Below are 19,156 nucleotides of genomic sequence, written 5' to 3' on the forward strand. Positions count from 1 at the left end.
GCTGCCCCCGGTTCCGTACGACGACGTACGGGGCCGGGGGCAACCCCGTACGCGCAAGCGGCGGCACGTGCACAGGGCGTCACGTGCACGTGCCGCCGCTTGCGCACACACGTCTCAGGTACTCACGTGCTCACGTGCTCACGCACTCACGCACTCACGGGAGGGACCTGAGCAGCGCTTCCAGCGTCGGGGCCCACGCGCTGTCCGTCGGTCTCGCGTAGCCGACCATCAGCGCGTCCCTGCCCTCGCCGGGCGCGTCCGGGTGCCGGTAGGCGGACAGGCCCTCCAGTGCCAGGCCCTGCCAGTGGGCGGCGCGGATCACCGACTGCTCGGTGCCCGGCGGCAGTTCCAGGATGACGTGCAGACCGGCGGCGATGCCGGTGACCCGGACGTCGGGGGCGCGGGCCGCGAGGGCGGCCACCAGGTCGTCGCGGCGGCGCCGGTAGCGCAGCCGCATGGAGCGCACGTGCCTGTCGTACGCCCCTGAGGCGATGAACTCGGCGAGGGCTAGCTGTTCGAGGGAGCTGGAGGTGTTGTCGTGCGGGGAGAGCAGGCCGACGAGCTCCTCGGGCAGTACCGCCCAGGACAGCCGCAGCCCCGGCGCGAGGCTCTTGCTGGTGGTGCCGAGGTAGACGGTCCGCTCGGGGTCGAGCCCCTGTACGGCCCCGACCGGCTGGCGGTCGTACCGGAACTCGCCGTCGTAGTCGTCCTCCAGGATCAGGGAGCCGGTGCGCCGCGCCCAGTCGACAGCCGCCGCCCGCCGCTGCGGGTGCAGGACGACGCCGGTCGGGAACTGGTGGGCGGGGGTCAGCAGCACCGCCCCGACCTCGTCCATGCCGGCCAGCTCCTGGGTGCGGGAGCCGAGTTCGTCGAGTCCGAGGGCGGGGGTACGCAGCCCGGCCGCCCGGAAGCAGTCCCGGTGGAAGGGCAGCCCGTACGACTCGCAGGCGACCGCCCGGACGGGAGGCGTACGGCGGCGGAGGGCCTGGGCGAGGAAGGTCAGGGCGTTGACGTAGCCCGAGCGGATCACGAGGCGCTCCGGGTCGGCGTGCACACCGCGCGCACGGGCGAGGTATTCGGCAAGGACGGTGCGCAGTTCGGGTCTGCCGCGCGGATCGCCGTACCCGAAGGCCTCGTACGGGGCGGCGGCGAGCGCCTTGCGGTACGCCTTGAGCCACTCGGTGCGCGGGAAGGAGGACAGTTCGGGGGCGCCGGGGAAGAGGCTGAGGGCGGTCCTGGCGGCGGGTCGGCGTGGGCCGCCCGCCGGGTGCGGGAGCTTTCTGCTGGCGGAGGTGGTGGAGGTGGCGGAGGCGCGGGCGGCGACCCGGGTTCCGGAGCCCTGGCGGGCGGTGAGCCAGCCCTCGGCGACGAGTTCGGCGTAGGCGTCGGCGACGGTGTTGCGGGCGATGCCGAGGTCGGTGGCGAGGGTGCGGGAGGAGGGCAGCCGGGTGCCGGGGGCGAGCCGGCCGGTGCGGACGGCCTCGCGGAGCGCATCGCGCAGCCCGGTGCGCAGACCGGCCCCCGAGCCGCTGCCGCCGAGGTCGAGATGCAGGTCGGCACCGACTTCGGCCGTGAAATTGGCCCAGGAATCCGTCACGGGAATGGACCATACCGGTGGGCCGCGCCGTACGTAACGTGAAGCCATGACGACGAACGAGAACACCCCCGCCACCGCGACCACCGTCCCCGAGCACACCCCCCGGATGAACTGGTCGGAGCACGCGCCCGAGGTCTTCAAGGCGATGCTCCAGCTGGAGAAGGCCTCCACCAAGCACCTGGACCCGGTGGTGGCGGAGCTGGTGAAGATCCGCTCCTCGCAGCTCAACCACTGTGCGTTCTGCCTGGACATGCACACCAAGGACGCACTCGCGGCGGGCGAGAGCGTGGAGCGGATCATCCAGCTCTCGGCCTGGGAGGAGTCGCAGCACTTCTACACGGCGAAGGAGATCGCGGCGATCGAGCTGACCGAGGCGATCACGGTCCTGACGGACGGCTTCGTGCCGGACGAGGTGTACGAGAAGGCCGCGAAGCACTTTGACGAGGTGGAGCTGGCGCACCTGATCGCGGCGATCAACACGATCAACGTGTGGAACCGTTTCGCGGTCTCGACGCGGATGGTGCCGGGGCACTACACGGCGGGCTCGCTCAAGCACTGAGGCCCTCCGGGGGCGGCGGGGGGTACGGGGAGCACCGGGGGTACGGGGGTACGCCGGTCGGGAGGACCCGCGTACCCCTCGCGGGCGACCCACCCCGCACGGGCGGCGCACCACCGAGGCCGGCGGCGCACCGCCCGTACGGGATCAGAAGGCGTGCGCCATCAGCTCCGCGAACAGGGCGTCCTCGTCGGCGTCCAGGCCCCGCGCGCGGAACCAGCCGCAGATGTTGGCGCAGTCGCGCTGGAGGAAGGTCATCCCGTTGAGGTTGCCGACCAGGTCGACGATCTGCGGCAGGTCGATGATCACCAGCCGTTCGCCCGCCGCGAGGATGTTGTACGCGGAGAGGTCGCCGTGCACGAGGCCGTTCTGCACCATGGTCGCGAGCGCGTCGGTGAGCTGCTGGAAGTACGAGGCCAGCAGCTCGGGTGACGGACGGACCTGGGCGAGCCGGGGCGCGGTCGCGAGGGTGCCGTCCTCGTCGGCGACGGTGATCCACTCCATCAGGATCTCGGTGCCGTCGATCTGGACGGGGTAGGGAACGGGCAGCCCGAGGTTCCACAGCCGCACCAGCGCGCCCCACTCGGACACCGCCCACTCCGCGGCGGCGACCTGTCGGCCGAAGGTGCTCTTCCGCTTGACGGCCCGCTCGTCGCGCGAACGCTTCATCGAGCGGCCCTCGGTGTAGGACGCGGCGCGGTGGAAGGTCCGGTGCTCGGAGGAGCGGTACCGCTTCGCCGCCATGACCACGCCGCCGGTGGGATCAACGGGATCGGCGCGCTCGATGAGGTGGACGTCGGCCTCTTTGCCGGTCTTGAGGACGCCGAGCTCGGAGTCGATGGCGCCCTGCGTGGTCACCACCCATTCGGGACGGGGCTCGGGGCCCCGGCTGAGGGGTTCGACGCTGAGCCACGTCGACCAGCGCTGTCCGTCCGCGAGGTCGCCGTAGGCGTGGAAGTCGAAGACGAACCGGTCGTCGAGATCGCTCAGGTCGGGCTTGGGCCGGACGTAGGGCGAGGGCTCGGTGCCGGGGGCGTCAACAGACGCCGGGTACTGGGGGTACTGGAAGTCCTGAAGGTGCTGCGGGTGCTGCGAGAAGTCGTTGTACGACATCGCTGGGGGTGCTCCATGGGGTGAGAGGAAGTCGGTCTGCGGGCAGGCCGATGACAGTCGTCTTCACGGCACGCCTCCTCTCGTGGAGCACCGGGCAGCTCCCGGTGTCCCGCCCATGGTGAGGGGCGGGGACGGGAGCGGCAAGCGAATTAATCAGGGCGGGCGGGGCGAGGTGCGGCGGGGCGAGGCGGGGCCGGCCCGCACCATAGGCCGCGGACCCCGGGGGCCCGCCCGCACCGCACGACCGCCAGTCTCAGGACCGGCCCTGCTCCGGACCGCCGCCGACCCCCGGAGCCGGCCCGCACCGCACGACCGTTCCGGGGCACCGCGAGCCGAGAGAGGGAAGAACATGGTTGTCCCTCAGGCCCCCTCCTGCGATGCAGGAGCAACCAATGAGCCCATCCGGGTGACAACATCCCACTCGGGTCATGCAGTCCATACATCTGTGGCTATACAGGAATCATCCCTGGCACCTGGTCAGAGCTTTGGCCGAGTACATCGGAGAACCATGCCACCACGTCGTAGCGCGACCCTGACGATTGCGGTACTTGCCGCATTCGCTCTTTCTTGCGGGCAAGGCATCGCTGTCGCTGACGGACCGGTCGTAGAGACTGGTGACGCTCTTCGAGGGCGGGCCGACTTGACGGAGACGGGTACCGGGGCCAGGGCACCCAAGTTGCCTTACCTCTGTAATGGGCAGGTCGACTATCCACACAGTTCACACACGCAGAACTACACGATCAATGTGCACTTCGACACGGCATGCAAAATGGTCGCTCCCCACGTATCGACCGAGGGCAGTCTCTCCCGATCCCGTTGGTACGGATGGGAACATCTGAAGACGGCCAAGGGCGGTAAGCAGAACACGCGCAAGCTGCGAGTGGTGGCACCCAAGGGCTGCAAGGCGGGAACGAAGTACCGTTACAAAGGTCAAGCGCGCTTTTACGTGTCGGGGCCGCAAGGCAAGGGCTCGGCGCACGTCTATAACCAGAACGACACCGAGATCACGTGCGGAAAGCGCTGAGCCAGTGGCTGGCTACTACGGCGGGCGCCGCCTGTCTGGTGATGGCGCTGAGCTCCTGTGAGGCGAGTCGGCAGGCTGACTCTGCCCCTGAACCGACGTCACGCGCGCCGAGCGCGCCGAGCGCACGCGATGGTCAGCATGGCGCCGTGCTACCGCTGATAGCCGGTCATTGGCCGAATAGCGGCGCCCGCCGCCCGCCGGAAAGACTCTCGTGGGCACGGAGGCAACCCGCACGGCCGGGAAGCTCCCTGTCCGTGGATGTCGTGGGGCCTGGGCAGCCGTGGTACGCCTCCTTCATGACGCACAAGACCGTCGACCGGGCAGGCATTCCAGACGAAAGTACGGGCAACCAGCGCGTACTAGCGTGTGGTGAGGGCATCACGGAGCCTGGATGTCGTATTGCCCCGCTCGGCGACAACCGGTGGCGCGTTGAAACACTCACCCATGCTCCTCAGGACCACCCGTACCGCATCCTGTACGTGCAGTGGCCCTCAAGTCGGCCCGAAGAAACCGAGAACTGGGCGTCATGGCAACTCCCCACCCCCTGACTGCCATGGCCCTCGACAGCGTCGGCCTGGCGCGGTGGGCACTGGGCCGCATGGCCGCCGCGGCGGCGGAGGACGTCCGGTTCGCTGCGGCCGCGGAGTACACCCAGCACCGTGTTCCGGACGACCTCTCCGGTCGCTACGGCGCGCACAGCGTCGGACGCTTCACCGAAGCCGACGCGGTTTCCTCTGCTCGGCTCCGCATCTACGACGAGTCGAGCGCACGCCTCCGCCGGGACGACGACGCCGCCGGAGACCCGCTGCTCTCACTCTGTGATCCCGCTCGGCTTGTCAGCGGCGTGGCTGCCGCCTCGGCAGGTAAGTGCACATGGGACGCCGGGCGCCCTTGCGTGGACGTCACGCTGGTTCCGCATCCCTGGACGGCCGATCCACAGGACCCCTGGCTCCCGCCAGGGGTGACGCGTCTGATCGTCGGCGTCGACATGGTCACCGGCCTCCTCCTGCATGCACGTGCCTACGACGCGAACGGGTGCTTCCGCTCCGGTCGCCTGCGTGACCTGCACGACCTGGGTACCACGGTGGGCGCGGCGAACAGGGAGCAAGGGGCTGCTTTCGTCCTGGCGCGCATGGCGACCACGCTCCTGGACCCCGCACGGTTGAGGGCCGAGGTCACGGCGGTCCCGGAGATCCTGGGGAATCCGACGCTGGCGGGTGTCCCCTCCGGTCGCACATGGGCCGTCACTCTCCGGGGCGGAGAGTCGACGCTCGTGGACATGAGCGGCGACTACGAACCCGACCAGACCGATCCGGCTGGGGCCCGACTCGCCGAACTCCTCACCCCTGCCCGCATCGTGTCGCACCTCGCGGACGTCACCGCGTCCGGGCCGGCCTCCATCGAGGCCACGGTCCGACCGATGCGCACCTTCCCGTTCAGTGCCTGGGCCCCGGAGGACAACCTCACCTGCCACTTCACGGTCGACCCCACCACAGGCATCCTCCTGCGAGCGCACACCATGGCCGGGCCGCAGACGGTCGCCCGCTACGAGGTCACCACGCACCGGGCCGGGTAGGGGGTCGCACCGCTACGCGCCCCAGCAGCCCTTACGGCGCCGAGTCGTCAGGCGCTGCGACTGTCGGGCATCGGCGACGGTCCGTAGGCCAGGGCGAGGGCATTGCGTACTGCCACGCGGCCGACCGCCCGGAAGGATGCTGGGTGGGAATCCACCTCGTGAACATGCATGTGGCGCAGCACGACCGCTACCGCCGCAGTGGTTCCGGCGCCCAGTTCGGCCAGCTCTTCGCGGATCCCCGTGGCGAGGGCCGATGAGTAAGTGGCCAGCTCTGCCTGGGTGACGGATCCGCGCGTGGTCAGTTGGGCGGCCACCTCGAACCCGCACCCCTCCTCCCCGGGCTCGAAGTCCACGGTGACGTCCGCGAAGTCGGAGGGGCAGCTCGCCTGCCGTGCGTACACGGCCCGGACGCCCCGGAGGGGGCGGGGAGGGAAGGTTCTGGCGTCGGAGTCCACGTGGCCACGGTAATCCGGGAGGCGGAGCAGGCCCTCGCCTGCCATGGGCCGCGGGAGACAGCACCAGCAGCGGGCGGGAACGTGACGGAGCCCGGGAGCATGTCCAGCTCCCGGGCTCCAGCTTGCCACCCATTTGCGCACACCGGCGGCGTTTAAGAGCCGCGGATCATGTTGAGATCGACGTGTTCTGCCTTTGAACTACAGCGCCACGAGAGAGGCGCCGGGGGGACTTGAACCCCCATCCGTGGATGTTCGCCCGCGCTCGGTCGATCCGGTGTTCGGTGGCGAATACTGAGACTGGAGCGAGAATCTGAGTTTCACGGGGCCGCCTCTGCCAGGCTTGGGCCACCCCCGCATGTGGTGCGGGGAGGGGGATTCGAACCCCCAACTGACACCCCTCATCAGCTTCAACATCAGTTTCAGCTTGCGCTCATCGCGCACCCTCCGCTCGCGACGGAGGGCGTATGTGGGGGCTACCTGAAGAGGTAGCCGAATACCGCGTCGCCGACCCGCTGGTCGGTGACCTCGGTGTTGTTCGCCTCCTCGCGGGCGAACTTGACGGACTGCTGGAGCTTCTCGACGCGTTCGAGGAGTTCGTTGACCCGCCGGGCGGGCAGCGCGCCGGAGAACTTCACGGTGGTCCAGTAGCCGACCGGGACGTCCTCGTAGTACACCTCGACCTGCGCCGGGTGCTTCTCGGTGGCCTCGGCCTTCACGTGGTTGCGCGGAACCTTCTTCGTGCGGATGGTCCGCACGGGCTCCGTCTTCCAGGAGTCCGTCGAAGGGTCCAGGTTCCACGACTCGGAGGCGTCGAGCACGGGCAGCTTGCGCACGAAGGTGTGCAGGTCGGTGAGCTGCTTCTCCAGGAACAGCAGGTACGGGACGGGCACCTGGGACAGCAGCACCGTGCCGTCGACCATCACGTCCGCGGCGGCGGACCGGTTCGCCCAGTCCTTCGTCGCGGTGACGTCGAAGAGCTGCGTCAGCGTACCGGCGGTCGCCCGCAGAGCGTCCTCGGCCTTGATCTGCACCCGCGTGGACTCGGGCGGCAGCTGCTCGCCCTCCTCGTCCTTGGGCTGGTAGGTCCGGGAGATGCCGGCCAGCAGGGCGGGCTTCTGCACGTCCTGGTGGGCCTGGGTGAGCTCCTGGAGAGCCTTGGACTTGACGCCCTTTTCGACTGCGATGATCTGATTCAGCTTCGGCACATGGCGAAGGTAACAACCTTGCGGCGTAGGCACATCCGATTAATTGGCGTTCTCGCGGAGGTGGTGCAGGAGGGCTGCCAGGGCCGTGGGGGCGGGGGTGAGGATGTGGGCGGGGTCTTCGCTCTCGCGGAGGAGCAGGGTGTGGGCGTGGCTTGCCAGCTCCACACAGGCGTTGCCTTCGCCGCCGCCGGAGAAGGAGGATTTCTGCCAGGCAGTTGAGGGCATCATCGGTGGGCTCACAGCTCCTTGGCGATCTGGTGGATGAAACCACGCGACTTGTCAGGGTCAAGCGACGCACCTTCCACCTTACGGAAGAGCGTTCGATAGTGGGCCAGTTGCGCCTCGGCATCAAAGAAGACCGTTCCGTTGGGAGCGTCCCGCACCACCGTGTCCAGTCGGGGAAGCGCTCCGCCCGCGTACACCATTGCACTGCCCGCACCAGCGAAGTTGTCCAGATCGAACGGGATCACTCGCACCTCCGCCAAGCTCGCATCGGACAGCTCCAGGATGCGGATCAGTTGAGCCCGGGATGCCCGCCGGTCGCCGACTCGGATCCGCAATGCCGCTTCGTGAATCACCGTCTCGTACGGAATGGGGTTCGCCCCCTCGACGATCACGCGGCGCTTCATCCGATGAGCCACCCGGGCCTCAAGTTCGCTCTCGGGAAGTTCCGGCATCTGATACGCGAAGAGCGCTCGCGCGTACTCTTCGGTCTGGAGCAGTCCAGGTACGTGCGTGAAGTCCACGTCGCGCCGAGAGGTTGCGTGATGCTCCAACTCGGACAAGTCCAGGTAGGCGACGGGCAGTACTCCGCGATACTCCTCCCACCACCCACACGTACGATCCGTCGCCATTCCGACAAGGGCGCTGATCAATTCCTCGTCGGCACATGCGTAGTGCGCAGCAAGGCGGCGCACGCGGGCCTCACTCACGCCCCCGATCCCCGATTCGACCTGACTCATCGAGGCCGAATTGGAGCCCAGTGACGCCGCCACTTGCCGGGCCGTCAGACCTGCCGCCTCACGCAGTCTGCGCAGCTCAACCCCCAGGCGGACCTGGCGGGCGGTCGGCTGACTCCTTGGCGGCATACGGAGACCTCGTCTCTCAACGGTGCTCAGGACAAGTCCTGTTGGGCCACTCGATCGAGTGCCAGGTTACGACAACCGGTTGCAGCGTCATAAATTAATGCCCTACCGTCAGTGACGCGTCGCACACACAGCGATCCCGGGACCCCGGAAGCGCACCGCCCCGTCATGCCATGACGGCCGCGCCAATGCCACCGCCCAGCGGACCGCCACCGCCACCAACTCAGCGCACATGTAACGGAGTTGCCATGCCGCGATCCGCCACAAGCCCGGACCCCGCCGAGAACTGGGAGTACTCCCTCTACATCCCGCACGACCCCCGCGCCGTCACCGTCAGTCGCCACACCCTTCGGCTGATCCTCGGTATCCACGGCTTGACCTACCTCGCCGACCTGGCGGAACTCCTCGCCACCGAGCTCATCGGCAACGCCGTCCGGCACACCAAGGGCCCCGCCGCCCTCCGTATCCGCCGCTCCGGCAACGTCCTGCGCATCGGCGCCTGGGACGCGGACCCGACCCCGCCCGCGCCTCCACTGCGTACCGCCGCCGAGGACGCCGAGGAGGGACGCGGGCTGGCGCTCGTGCGGACCTGTTCGGACGGGTGGGGCTGGTACCCGCTGACGAGTACCGGGGACGGTGGCAAGTACGTGTGGTGCGAGCTTGCGGCTGCGGCGTAGGGCCCCGAACGAGTGAACCCCACCCGAGGGCCGGATGCCCCGGCCCCGTACCCCTAGGTTCCGATCATGGTTTCCTCACCCCACGAGGCGTCGCACCGGATCTTCCAGGAGCGGCCGGAACTGCTGACGCCGGTCTTCGACCTGCTCGGTGTGCCCCTGCCCAAACGGGCATCCATCGAAGTGCTGTCGGCCGACGCCACCGAGATCCGGCCGCTGGAGAGACGCGTGGACAGCGTGCTGCGCGTCACGGCCTGCGATGGACCGACCTTCCTCCTCGCCATCGAGGCGCAGGGCGGAAAGAAACCCGAGAAGGAGTCCAGCTGGGCCTACTACCTGGCATACCTGCATGCGAAGTACGACTGTCCGGCGCTCCTCCTGGTCGTCTGCCAGGACACAGCCACCGCGAAGTGGGCCGGCGGGCCCTTCCGGATGGGTATCGAAGGCTGGACGGCCCTCACCACGCATCCCCTCGTCCTGGGCCCCGACAACGTCCCGCTCATCACCGACAGCGCCCAAGCGGGGCAGGATCTCGCCCTCGCCACCTTCTCAGCCATGACGCATGGCAAAGCACCCGACCCCACGGCCATACTGGAAGCACTGGCCATCGCCCTCGGGGCGGCCGACAGCGAGTCCGCCGCCTACTACTCGGAACTGCTGGAAATCGGCCTGGGCGACAGTCCGGCCAGAGCGATCTGGAGGAAAATGATGAGCGTGGTCACCTACTTCCCCGGGCGCGGCACATACCGCGAGACGGCTTACCTGGAAGGGAAGGCCGAGGGGAAAGCCGAGGGTGAGGCCGAGGGCAGGGCTCAGGGAGTTGCCGAGAGCGTCCTTCGCGTCCTCGATGTTCGCCGGGTGCCCCTTACCGATGACGACCGCGTCCGCATCATGGCCTGCACCGACCTCACCGTGCTCGACCGGTGGGTGGCCCTGTCCGTGACCATCAACGACGTGGCCGATCTCTGGGCCGTCGAAGCCCCGCCGGAGAAATGACCGGCTCGCGCTGAGGTCGTCGGGCACTCCGGGGCCAGTTGGTGCGTTGTCCAGGGACCGTGGGGCCGCACGTGCGATCGCGTACAGCTGCTGCGTGGACCCGGGTCGGGACGGCGTACAGGACAAGGGGGTGGGCGGTGGCGCTGGTCATCTGGGGAGTCGTGCTCGCGGTGGGGTTGTTCCTCGCGGACCGTTCGCTGATGTGGCTGGAGCGGCGTGGCCTGGTGTACTGGCGGCGGCACCGGGCCGCTGGTGGCGGGTCCGCGTCCGGTGCGGTGGCCGAGTTGCACGCGCTCCTGTCCCCCGGGCACCAGCACGTGGTGGAGGAGAAGGAGCGGCGGCTCGTGCTGCGGGACGATGCCGATGCGGGGGCTCCGCTCGACCGGCGGATCGACCTCGATGCGGGGCAGGTGGTGATCCGGACCGAGGGCGGGGTCGATGGCCGGACCGATGCCGGGGCCCGTTCCCTCCCCGACGCCGAAAAGTAGGGCGCTCCCGGCGGACCGGAGAGCGCCCTACCTTTTCAGTGGGGAAGGGGTGGAGCCACTGCCTACTTCGGCAGCCACCCCCTCCACGTCGGCTCGTTCTCCGCGAGCCACTTCTCCGCCGCCGCCTCGGGCGACATCTTCTGGTCCGCGATCATTAGGGAGACCGCGTTCTGCTGCTTGGCCGTCCACTTGAAGTTCTTCAGGAACTCCGCCGCCTTGCCGCCCTTCTTGGCGAACTTGGCGTTCATGAACTTCATCAGCGGCGTGGTCGGGTACTCGCAGTCGATGTCCTCGGGTGCCTTCGCCGCGCACTCGTCCGAGTACTTCGGCAGCTTCACCTCCACCATCGGGACCTGCTCGAACAGCCACTGCGGCTCGTACCAGTAGGTGAGGAAGGGCTTCTTCTCCTTGGCGAACCGCTGGATCTGGGTGATCTGCGCGGCCTCGGAGCCCGAGAAGACGACCTGGTAGTTCAACTTGAGGTTGTTGACCAGGGCCTTGTCGTTGGTGACGTACGACGGGGAGCCGTCGAGCAGCTGGCCCTTGCCGCCGCTCTCCGGCGTCTTGAACTGGTCGGCGTACTTGTTGAGGTTCCGCCAGTCCTTCACGTCCGGGTGCTTGTCCGCGAAGTACTTCGGGACGAACCAGCCGATGTGGCCGATGACGCCGACCTCGCCCGCCGGGACGATGGTCTTCTTGTCCTTGACGTAGCGGGCCTCCTGTTCCGGGTGACCCCAGTCCTCCATGATCATGTCGACCCGGCCCTGGCTGAGGGCGTCCCAGGCGGGGACCTCGTCGACCTGGACGGTGTCCACGCGGTAGTCGAGTTCCCGTTCGAGGATGAGCTTGGCGACGGCGACGTCGGCCTGTGCGCCGACCCAGGACTGGACGGACAGGGTGACGGTCTTCGCGCCTGCCGCGCCGGCGTACGGGGACGCCTGCTGCGTCATGTCGGCCGCGCCGCAGCCCGTGAGGAGCAGGGCCGCCGCGCCGAGAGCGGTGGCCTTGACTGCCGTACGGGAACGGAGAGTACGGAGGTTGCGGGTACTGAGGTGCATGGTTACGCGTCCTCCTTGCGGGCCGCCCGCGAGGGCTGGGTGACCCGGTCGAGCATCAGGCCGAGGCAGACGATCGCGGCACCGGCCACCAGACCGGTCGCCAGGTCGCCCTGGGCGAGGCCGAACACCACGTCGTAGCCGAGCGCGCCGCCGCCGACCAGGCCGCCGATGATGACGACGGCCAGGACCAGGACGACGCCCTGGTTGACGGCGAGGAGCATCGAGGGGCGGGCGAGCGGCAGCTGGACCTGGCGGAGCTGCTGGCCGCTGGTGGCGCCGAGCGAGCGGGCCGACTCCATCGCGGCCGGGCTGACCTGCTGGAGGCCCTGGGTGGTGATGCGTACGACGGCAGGCAGCGCGTAGACCACGGCCGCTGCGGCTGCCGGGGCGCGGCCCACGCCGAAGAGGGCGACGACGGGGATCAGGTAGACGAACTGCGGCATCGTCTGCATCACGTCCAGGACGGGACGCAGGACTCGTTCCAGGCGGGAGCTGCGGGCGGCGGCGATGCCGACCGCGAAGCCGATCGCGAGGGTGACCACCACGGCCGCGAGGACCTGGGAGAGCGTGTCCATGGACGGCTTCCACACGCCGAGCACGCCGATCGCGGCCGTGGCGAGTACGGCCGTGAGCGCCGACTTCCAGGTGCCGATCAGCCAGGCGAGGGCGGCGACCAGGAGCAGTACGGCGTACCAGGGCAGGCCCTGGAGTCCTGAGCGGACCGGGTCGAGGATCCACGAGGTGAAGTGGGCCGCCCAGTCGGCGGTGCCGCCGATGACGGGGACGCCGGAGTAGAGGTGGTCGGTCATCCAGTCGACGGCCTTGTTGACCGTCGGGGCGATCTCCACCGACCAGGAGGCGGGCCACAGGAGGGCGTCGGTGAGGCGGGCGGCGACGGCCACCACCGCGACGGCGACAGCGCCGAGCGCGGCCGGCAGCCAGGAGCGGCCCTGCTCGCGGTCGGCGGCGCCCGCGGCGGCGGTCACCCGGTCGAGGACGATCGCCATCAGGACGATGGGCAGACCCGCTGCCAGGGCCTGGCCCACGTCCACGGAGGCCAGCGCCTGGTAGACGCGGTCGCCGAGACCGGCTGCACCGATGACGGAGGCGATGACGGCCATGGAGAGGGCCATCATGATCGTCTGGTTGAGACCGAGCAGGAGCTGCTTGCGGGCCAGCGGGAGGCGGGCGGTGAGCAGTCGCTGCCAGGCGGTCGCGCCGAGGGATTCGACCGCTTCGAGTACGCCCTTGTCGGCGCCGCGCAGACCGAGCGCCGTGAGGCGGGCCATGGGCGGGGCGGCGTACACGACGGTCGCCAGGACCGCGGCCGGTACGCCGATGCCGAAGATCAGGACGACCGGGAGCAGGTACGCGAAGGCCGGGAGCACCTGCATGGTGTCGAGCACCGGGCGCAGGACGCGGAACGTCCGGTCGGAGAGGCCGCCGGCGAGGCCGAGCAACCCGCCGAGCACGACGGACGCGCCCACGGCGACGGCCATCAGGGCCAGGGTCTGCATGGTCGGCACCCACATGCCGAGCAGCCCGCAGGTGGCGAGGGCGACGACGGTGCCGACGGCGAGCTTCACCCCGGCCGCGCGCCAGGCGACGAGGGCCGCCAGGGCGGTCGTGCCGGCCCAGCCGAGGGCGAGCAGGACCAGGTAGACGGCGCGGACGGAGAGGACCACGGCGTTGGAGATGTGGCCGAAGAAGTAGAGGAAGAGGGGGTGGCCGTCGCGGTTGTCGATGATCCAGTCGCTGACCTTGCCCAGCGGCTCGGCGAGGTCGACGGTCAGGGCCGCGGGCCAGCTGCCGGAGGCCCAACGGCTGTGGGCGAGGGGGACCAGGACGGCGGCGAGGACCAGGAGGGCGGCCAGCTTGAGGAGGGCGGGGCGGCGGGTGAGGCGCTCGCGCCACGTGGCTTGTGCCGTCTGCGTGTTGGGCATGGTGGCGGTGGCGGCGCTCATGCGGTCACCTCGCGGGTGGTGGTCCTACTGGCGTGCCTCATCAGGGGGTCACCGCCGGGGTGGGGGCCGCGCCGGCCACCACGTTGAGGAGGCAGGCGCGGTCGACGATGCCGACCAGCCTTCCCTGGTGCATCACGCGGGCCGTCGGCTCGCCGGTGCGGACCAGGGCCTCGATGGCTTCGGAGACGACCGCTTCCGGGGCCACGGCCGGGCCGGACTCCGCGTCGCCCGCCTCGGGGGTGCGCATCGCCGAGGCGACCGTGAGGACCTGCTCGCGCGGGACGTCGCGGACGAAGTCGCGCACGTAGTCGTCGGCCGGGGAGCCGACGATCTCCTCGGGGGTGCCGAGCTGGACTATCTCACCGTCGCGCATCAGCGCGATCCGGTCGCCCAGGCGCAGCGCCTCGCTGAGGTCGTGGGTGATGAAGACCATCGTGCGGCCCTCCTCCTCGTGGAGGCGGACGACCTCTTCCTGCATGTCGCGCCGGATCAGCGGGTCGAGCGCGCTGAAGGGCTCGTCGAAGAGCAGTACCTCGGGGTCCACGGCGAGCGCGCGGGCGAGGCCGACGCGCTGCTGCTGGCCACCGGAGAGCTGGCCCGGGCGGCGGTCCTCCAGACCCTCCAGGCCCACCTTGGCGACGACCTCGGCGGCCTTCGCGCGGCGTTGCGACCTGCCCATGCCCTGGACTTCCAGGCCGTACGCGACGTTGTCCAGGACGCTGCGGTGCGGGAGCAGCCCGAAGTGCTGGAAGACCATCGCGGCACGGTGCCTGCGCAGTTCGCGCAGCCGGGACCTGTCCATGGCGAGGACGTCCTCGCCGTCGATGGCCAGGCTGCCGGACGTCGGCTCGATGAGCCGGGTCAGACAGCGGACCAGGGTGGACTTGCCGGACCCGGAGAGGCCCATGACGACGAAGACCTCGCCCTTGCGGACGTCGAAGGAGACGTCGCGGACGGCGGCCGTACAGCCGGTGCGCTCGCGCAGCTCGGCGACGGACAGGCCGGCGAGGTCGGCGTCACCGGGGATCTTCTCGGCCTTGGGCCCGAAGACCTTCCACAGGTTCTTGACGGAGAACACCGGCTCGGACGACGACGACGGCGTCGGCGGCTCGCCCGGCTCGGAAGAGGACTTCACAACGGTCGACGTACTCATTACGCGGCACCTCCGGGGACGGTCGGTTTGCTGCTCGCGGTCGGTGCGAGCAGCTCTGCGCACTTCTCACCGACCATCAGGACCCCGATCATCGGGTTGACGGCAGGCATGGTGGGAAAGACGGAGGCGTCCGCGATACGGATCCCGTCGAGGCCCTTGATCTTCAAGTCCGGTGTGACCACGGCCAGTTCGTCGTCCGCTGCACCCATCTTGCAGGTGCCTGCCGGGTGGTACACGGTGTGCGCGACCTTGCGGGCGTACTCGCTGATGTCCTCGTCGGAGGTGACCTCCGGGCCCGGGCACACCTCGCGCTTCAGCCAGCCGGCAAGCGGAGCGGCCTTCGCGATCTCGCGGGCGATCCTGATGCCGTCGACCAGGGTGCGGCCGTCGTAGTCGTCCTCGTCGGTGAAGTACCGGAAGTCGAGGGCGGGCTTCACGGCCGGGTCGGCGCTGGTGAGGTAGAGCCGGCCGCGGCTGCGCGGCTTGGGGATGTTCGGGGTCATCGATACGCCGTGCGCAGGGCGCTGGTAGCCGAGCCGCTCGGGGTTGTCGGTGAACGGGATTTGGTAGAAGTGGAACATCAGGTCGGGGCCCGCGCCCTGGGGGTCCCGCTTCACGAACAGGCCCGCGTCGGAGTCCATCGCCGAGTTCTCGGGGATCGGCCCGTCCGTCTCCCAGACGATGACCGACTCGGGGTGGTCGAGCAGGTTCTCGCCGACGCCGGGCAGATCGACGGCGACCGGGATGCCGAGGGCCTGGAGGTCGGCTGCGGGGCCGATGCCGGAGTGCATCAGGAGGCGGGGGGTGTCCACCGCACCCGCGCAGACGAGCACTTCGCGGGTGGCGCGGACGAGGACCTCTTCGCCGTCCTTGGTGCGGACGTGGACGCCGCGGGCCCGGGTGCCTTCCAGCTCCAGCTTGTGCGCCCAGGTTTCCAGCATGAGGTGGAGGTTGGGGCGGTCCAGGAAGGGGTGCAGGTAGGCGACCGAGGCGGAGGACCGCTTGTTGTTCTCGGGGTGGTACGCCAGGTCGAAGAAGCCGACGCCGTCCTCGAACGGCTTCTGGTTGAAGCCCTCGACGCGCGGGACGCCCAGTGCCGTCTGTGCGGCGTCGACGAAGTCGCGGGCGATGGCGTTCCGGTCCTTCTCGTCGACCGGGACGATGTTGTTGCGGAGCTTGGCGAAGTACGGGTCCATGGCCGACGCGCCCCAGCCCTCGGCGCCGTTCGCCTCCCACTCGTCCCAGTCGGACGGGAGCGGCTTGAACGCGATGAGGGTGTTGTGCGAGGAGCAGCCGCCGAGTACGCGGGCACGGCTGTGGCGGATGTGGGAGTTGCCGCGGGGCTGCTCGGTGGTGGGGTAGTCGTAGTCGAGCTCGCCGCCGAGGAGGCCCATCCAGCGTCGCAGGGTGAGGACGTCGGGGCGGTCCACGTCGGAGGGGCCGCCCTCGATGACGGCGACCCGGACGGTGGGGTCCTCGGTGAGGCGGGAGGCGATGACGGATCCGGCGGTGCCGCCGCCGACGACTACGTAGTCGTACTCGTGCGGGTGCTGCTGCTCGTGTACGGGGTCGGGTACGTGGTCGGACATGGAGTGCTGCTCCTGTTCGTGAACGGAAAGGTGCTGGCGCGTATAGGGGGTGGGGGTGCGCGGGACGGGTGGGGTGGACCGGAGCCGGGGCTGGGCGGCACGGAGGGTGCGGCTCCGCCGGGGGGCCGCCCCCTTGCCCGCCCTTCCCCAAGCTCTCGGCTTCGCTCGAGCAGGGGAGACCCCACTCGCCCCCGGGGGCGGCCCCCCCGCCCAAAGGGGCTGGGGTGGAGTGCGGGCGGCCCCGTCGCACAAGGGGGCGGGGTAGCCCGGGGGGCCGGGCGGCCCCGTCAGGGGCGCGGGGAACTGCGCGGCCAGCCACAGCGGACCCGCAGGTCCGCACCTCGCCGGGCGGGCAATCACCCCACCCCGGCCGGCCACACCGGACCCGCAGGTCCGCCGCACCCCGGACGGGCAGTCACAGCCGCCCCGCCCCCACCCCGGCCCGAGGGGTCAGCCGGAGAACCAGCGGACCGGCTGAGGGTTCAGGTTCTGGTAGATGTGCTTGGACTCGCGGTATTCGGCCAGGCCCGCCGGGCCCAGTTCGCGGCCGATGCCGGACTTTCCGAAGCCGCCCCACTCGGCCTGCGGGAGGTACGGGTGGAAGTCGTTGATCCACACGGTGCCGTGCCGCAGCTTGGCGGCGACCCGGCGGGCGCGGCCCGCGTCGGCGGACCAGACGCCGCCCGCGAGGCCGTACTCGGTGTCGTTGGCGAGGGCGATGGCCTCGGCCTCCGTGGTGAACGTCTCGACGGTGAGGATCGGCCCGAAGGTCTCCTCGCGCACGACGCGCATCTCGCGGTGGCAGTGGTCGAGGACGGTCGGGCGGTAGAAGTAACCCGCGCCCTCGGGGCGTTCGCCGCCCGCACGCAGCACGGCGCCCTCTTCCAGGGCGGCGGCGACGTAGTACTCGGTCTTCTCCAGCTGCTGCGCGGAGACCAGCGGGCCGCACTCGACGCCCTTGTCCGTGCCGCGTCCGATCCGGATCTTCTCGGCGCGGCGGGCGAGTTCGGCGACGAACCGCTCCCTGACCGACTCCTCGACGATGAGGCGCGAGCCGGCCGAGCAGACCTGGCCGCTGTGGATGAACGCGGCGTTCAGTGCCTGGTCGACGGCGGTGTCGAAGCCCTCCTCGGTGGCGCAGGCGTCGGCGAAGACCACGTTGGGGTTCTTGCCGCCGAGCTCCAGGGCGACCTTCTTGACCGTCTCGGCGGCCGCCTGCATCACCTTCGTACCGCTGAGCAGGCCGCCGGTGAAGGAGACAAGGTCGACGTCGGGGTGCTCGGACATCCGGGCGCCGACGGAGGGGCCGGGGCCCGTGACGATGTTGGCGACGCCCTCGGGCAGGCCGGCCTCGACGAGCAGCGCGATCAGCGCGACGGTCGTCATGGGGGTGATCTCGCTGGGCTTGACCACGAAGGTGTTGCCTGCGGCGAGGGCCGGGGCGATCTTCCAACTGGCTTGCAGGAGCGGGTAGTTCCAGGGGGTGATGAGTGCGCAGACGCCGACCGGCTCGTGCACGACCACGCTGTGGATCTCGGGCGAGCCCGCGTCGACGACCCGGCCGCCGCTCTCGTTCATCACCAGATCGGCGAAGTAGCGGAAGGCGTCGGTGACGCAGTCGATGTCGACGCGCCCCTCCTCCACGGTCTTGCCGGCGTCCTGCGCCTCCAGCCGCCCCAGCTCCTCGCGGTCGCGCTGCAGGAGGTCCGCGACGCGACGCAGCAGGGCGGCGCGCTCGGCGGTGGGGGTCTGCGGCCAGGCGCCCTGCCCGCCGTCGAAGGCGCGGTGTGCTGCGGCCACGGCGGCGTCGACGTCTTCGGCCCCACCCTCGGCGATCACGGCGAACGGCTTGGCGTCCGCCGGGTCCAGAATCTCGCGCGTGGCACCGGATATGGCTGCCTGCCACACCCCGCCCACATGGATGGTTTTTTCAGCCGACACGTCGATTTCGCCTTCCGTTACCGATTTGGTCCTCGCCAGCGGAACTGGCGGCAGGACCCCTCCCCCCGGGCCCGAAAAGCATGCCGAATACGTCACCGAAAGTGCCATGAGTCACTTACAGCAAGGACAAAAGACCTGATCGGGTCCGATATGGGCCCGTATGGGGAGAGAGGTACCGCGTACGGAGCCGGGGCGACGGTGGCCGGATCGGTACGGCGTAGGGACGGCGAGGCGGCAGCGGGCTGCCGGATCAGTGCGGCGTACGGACGACGCGGCGACAGCGGGCGGATCAGTGCCCCGCGAGGGCCGCCGCTTCCTTGGTGAGGTTCACCGCCTGGAGGAGGCTGAGCCCGGGTTCGGCGTCGCGCAGCGCCTTGACCGCCTTGACGGAGTCGGGCCGCGCCTCGACCCCGGCGGCCTCGATGCGCTCCAGGGCCCAGCGGCCACGGAGGACGGCGGGGTCGGGGGTGGGAGTGGTCTCGACGACCGCGAGCGCCCGTTCCAGACCGGGACGGTCGGTGGCATCGGCGGCGTCCAGGGCGGTGCGCAGCGCACCGAGGAAACCCTCGCGGTCGCTGAGGGTGATGAGCAGGGTCTCGGGCTGGCTGCGGAACAGTCCGGGCATGGGGGAGTTCTCCAATAGGGGCGGGGCGGCGGCCCCGGGGCCCGAAAAAAGCCGGCC

At 70.0% G+C, this 19,156-nt stretch carries 18 protein-coding genes; 6 read left to right on the top strand and 12 right to left on the bottom strand.

Annotated elements, in window-relative coordinates; translation table 11 throughout:
• Positions 1-154 precede the first annotated feature (154 nt).
• Complete coding sequence (locus ACFWVV_RS19870) at positions 155-1,597, bottom strand: PLP-dependent aminotransferase family protein (RefSeq protein ID WP_384352465.1); 1,443 nt, start codon at positions 1,595-1,597, stop codon at positions 155-157.
• A gap of 46 nt (positions 1,598-1,643) precedes the next feature.
• Between ACFWVV_RS19870 and ACFWVV_RS19875 the strand changes: the two genes are divergently transcribed.
• Positions 1,644-2,156 carry a carboxymuconolactone decarboxylase family protein gene (locus tag ACFWVV_RS19875; RefSeq protein ID WP_384352468.1) on the top strand — a complete coding sequence of 171 codons (513 nt, stop codon included), beginning with the start codon at positions 1,644-1,646 and terminating at the stop codon, positions 2,154-2,156.
• Between the two features lie 144 nt (positions 2,157-2,300).
• On the opposite strand, the gene ACFWVV_RS19880 is transcribed toward ACFWVV_RS19875, so the two are convergent.
• Entirely contained in the window at positions 2,301-3,266 is a 966-nt protein-coding gene (locus ACFWVV_RS19880) for a serine protein kinase RIO (protein ID WP_384352471.1), read from the bottom strand.
• A 745-nt stretch (positions 3,267-4,011) separates the two neighbouring features.
• Between ACFWVV_RS19880 and ACFWVV_RS19885 the strand changes: the two genes are divergently transcribed.
• The gene (locus ACFWVV_RS19885; protein ID WP_384352474.1) at positions 4,012-4,290 is read left to right on the top strand and encodes a hypothetical protein; all 279 of its coding nucleotides are present in this window, start codon (positions 4,012-4,014) and stop codon (positions 4,288-4,290) included.
• Between the two features lie 526 nt (positions 4,291-4,816).
• A complete protein-coding gene (locus tag ACFWVV_RS19890; RefSeq protein WP_384352477.1) occupies positions 4,817-5,866 on the top strand; it encodes a hypothetical protein in 1,050 nt (349 codons plus the stop codon).
• 47 nt (positions 5,867-5,913) lie between these two features.
• On the opposite strand, the gene ACFWVV_RS19895 is transcribed toward ACFWVV_RS19890, so the two are convergent.
• The 4 genes from ACFWVV_RS19895 to ACFWVV_RS19910 form a co-directional block, all read right to left on the bottom strand.
• Positions 5,914-6,321, bottom strand: coding sequence for a hypothetical protein (locus tag ACFWVV_RS19895; protein WP_384352480.1), 408 nt, complete (start codon positions 6,319-6,321; stop codon positions 5,914-5,916).
• Positions 6,322-6,794: 473 nt separating this feature from the next.
• Entirely contained in the window at positions 6,795-7,526 is a 732-nt protein-coding gene (locus ACFWVV_RS19900; RefSeq protein ID WP_384352483.1) for a hypothetical protein, read from the bottom strand.
• A 39-nt stretch (positions 7,527-7,565) separates the two neighbouring features.
• On the bottom strand, positions 7,566-7,754 hold the full coding sequence (locus ACFWVV_RS19905; protein ID WP_384352486.1) for a DUF397 domain-containing protein: 189 nt from the start codon (positions 7,752-7,754) through the stop codon (positions 7,566-7,568).
• Between the two features lie 8 nt (positions 7,755-7,762).
• Positions 7,763-8,614 carry a helix-turn-helix domain-containing protein gene (locus ACFWVV_RS19910; RefSeq protein WP_384352489.1) on the bottom strand — a complete coding sequence of 284 codons (852 nt, stop codon included), beginning with the start codon at positions 8,612-8,614 and terminating at the stop codon, positions 7,763-7,765.
• 245 nt (positions 8,615-8,859) lie between these two features.
• Between ACFWVV_RS19910 and ACFWVV_RS19915 the strand changes: the two genes are divergently transcribed.
• The 3 genes from ACFWVV_RS19915 to ACFWVV_RS19925 all read left to right on the top strand — a co-directional run bounded on the left by ACFWVV_RS19915 (position 8,860) and on the right by ACFWVV_RS19925 (position 10,769).
• On the top strand, positions 8,860-9,288 hold the full coding sequence (locus ACFWVV_RS19915; protein ID WP_384352492.1) for an ATP-binding protein: 429 nt from the start codon (positions 8,860-8,862) through the stop codon (positions 9,286-9,288).
• A gap of 66 nt (positions 9,289-9,354) precedes the next feature.
• Complete coding sequence (locus ACFWVV_RS19920; RefSeq protein ID WP_384352495.1) at positions 9,355-10,281, top strand: hypothetical protein; 927 nt, start codon at positions 9,355-9,357, stop codon at positions 10,279-10,281.
• Positions 10,282-10,418: 137 nt separating this feature from the next.
• Positions 10,419-10,769: a DUF6191 domain-containing protein gene (locus ACFWVV_RS19925; RefSeq protein WP_384352498.1), complete on the top strand. Its 351-nt coding sequence runs from the start codon at positions 10,419-10,421 to the stop codon at positions 10,767-10,769.
• Between the two features lie 62 nt (positions 10,770-10,831).
• Here the strand turns inward: ACFWVV_RS19925 and ACFWVV_RS19930 are convergent, their stop codons facing one another.
• The 6 genes from ACFWVV_RS19930 to ACFWVV_RS19955 all read right to left on the bottom strand — a co-directional run.
• Positions 10,832-11,827, bottom strand: coding sequence for an ABC transporter substrate-binding protein (locus tag ACFWVV_RS19930; protein WP_384352501.1), 996 nt, complete (start codon positions 11,825-11,827; stop codon positions 10,832-10,834).
• Between the two features lie 2 nt (positions 11,828-11,829).
• The gene (locus ACFWVV_RS19935; protein WP_384352531.1) at positions 11,830-13,770 is read right to left on the bottom strand and encodes an ABC transporter permease; all 1,941 of its coding nucleotides are present in this window, start codon (positions 13,768-13,770) and stop codon (positions 11,830-11,832) included.
• Between the two features lie 61 nt (positions 13,771-13,831).
• Complete coding sequence (locus ACFWVV_RS19940; RefSeq protein WP_384352503.1) at positions 13,832-14,944, bottom strand: glycine betaine/L-proline ABC transporter ATP-binding protein; 1,113 nt, start codon at positions 14,942-14,944, stop codon at positions 13,832-13,834.
• Entirely contained in the window at positions 14,944-16,533 is a 1,590-nt protein-coding gene (locus ACFWVV_RS19945; RefSeq protein ID WP_384352506.1) for a GMC family oxidoreductase, read from the bottom strand. The genes ACFWVV_RS19940 and ACFWVV_RS19945 overlap by 1 nt, the downstream gene beginning before the upstream one ends.
• A 450-nt stretch (positions 16,534-16,983) precedes the next feature.
• Positions 16,984-18,474, bottom strand: coding sequence for an aldehyde dehydrogenase family protein (locus ACFWVV_RS19950; RefSeq protein WP_384352509.1), 1,491 nt, complete (start codon positions 18,472-18,474; stop codon positions 16,984-16,986).
• A 289-nt stretch (positions 18,475-18,763) separates the two neighbouring features.
• A partial coding sequence (locus tag ACFWVV_RS19955) for a hypothetical protein (RefSeq protein WP_384422742.1) occupies positions 18,764-19,156 on the bottom strand: 393 nt, incomplete at its 5' end.

Source organism: Streptomyces sp. NPDC058663, from assembly GCF_042716745.1.
In the GTDB taxonomy this organism is placed as follows: domain Bacteria; phylum Actinomycetota; class Actinomycetes; order Streptomycetales; family Streptomycetaceae; genus Streptomyces.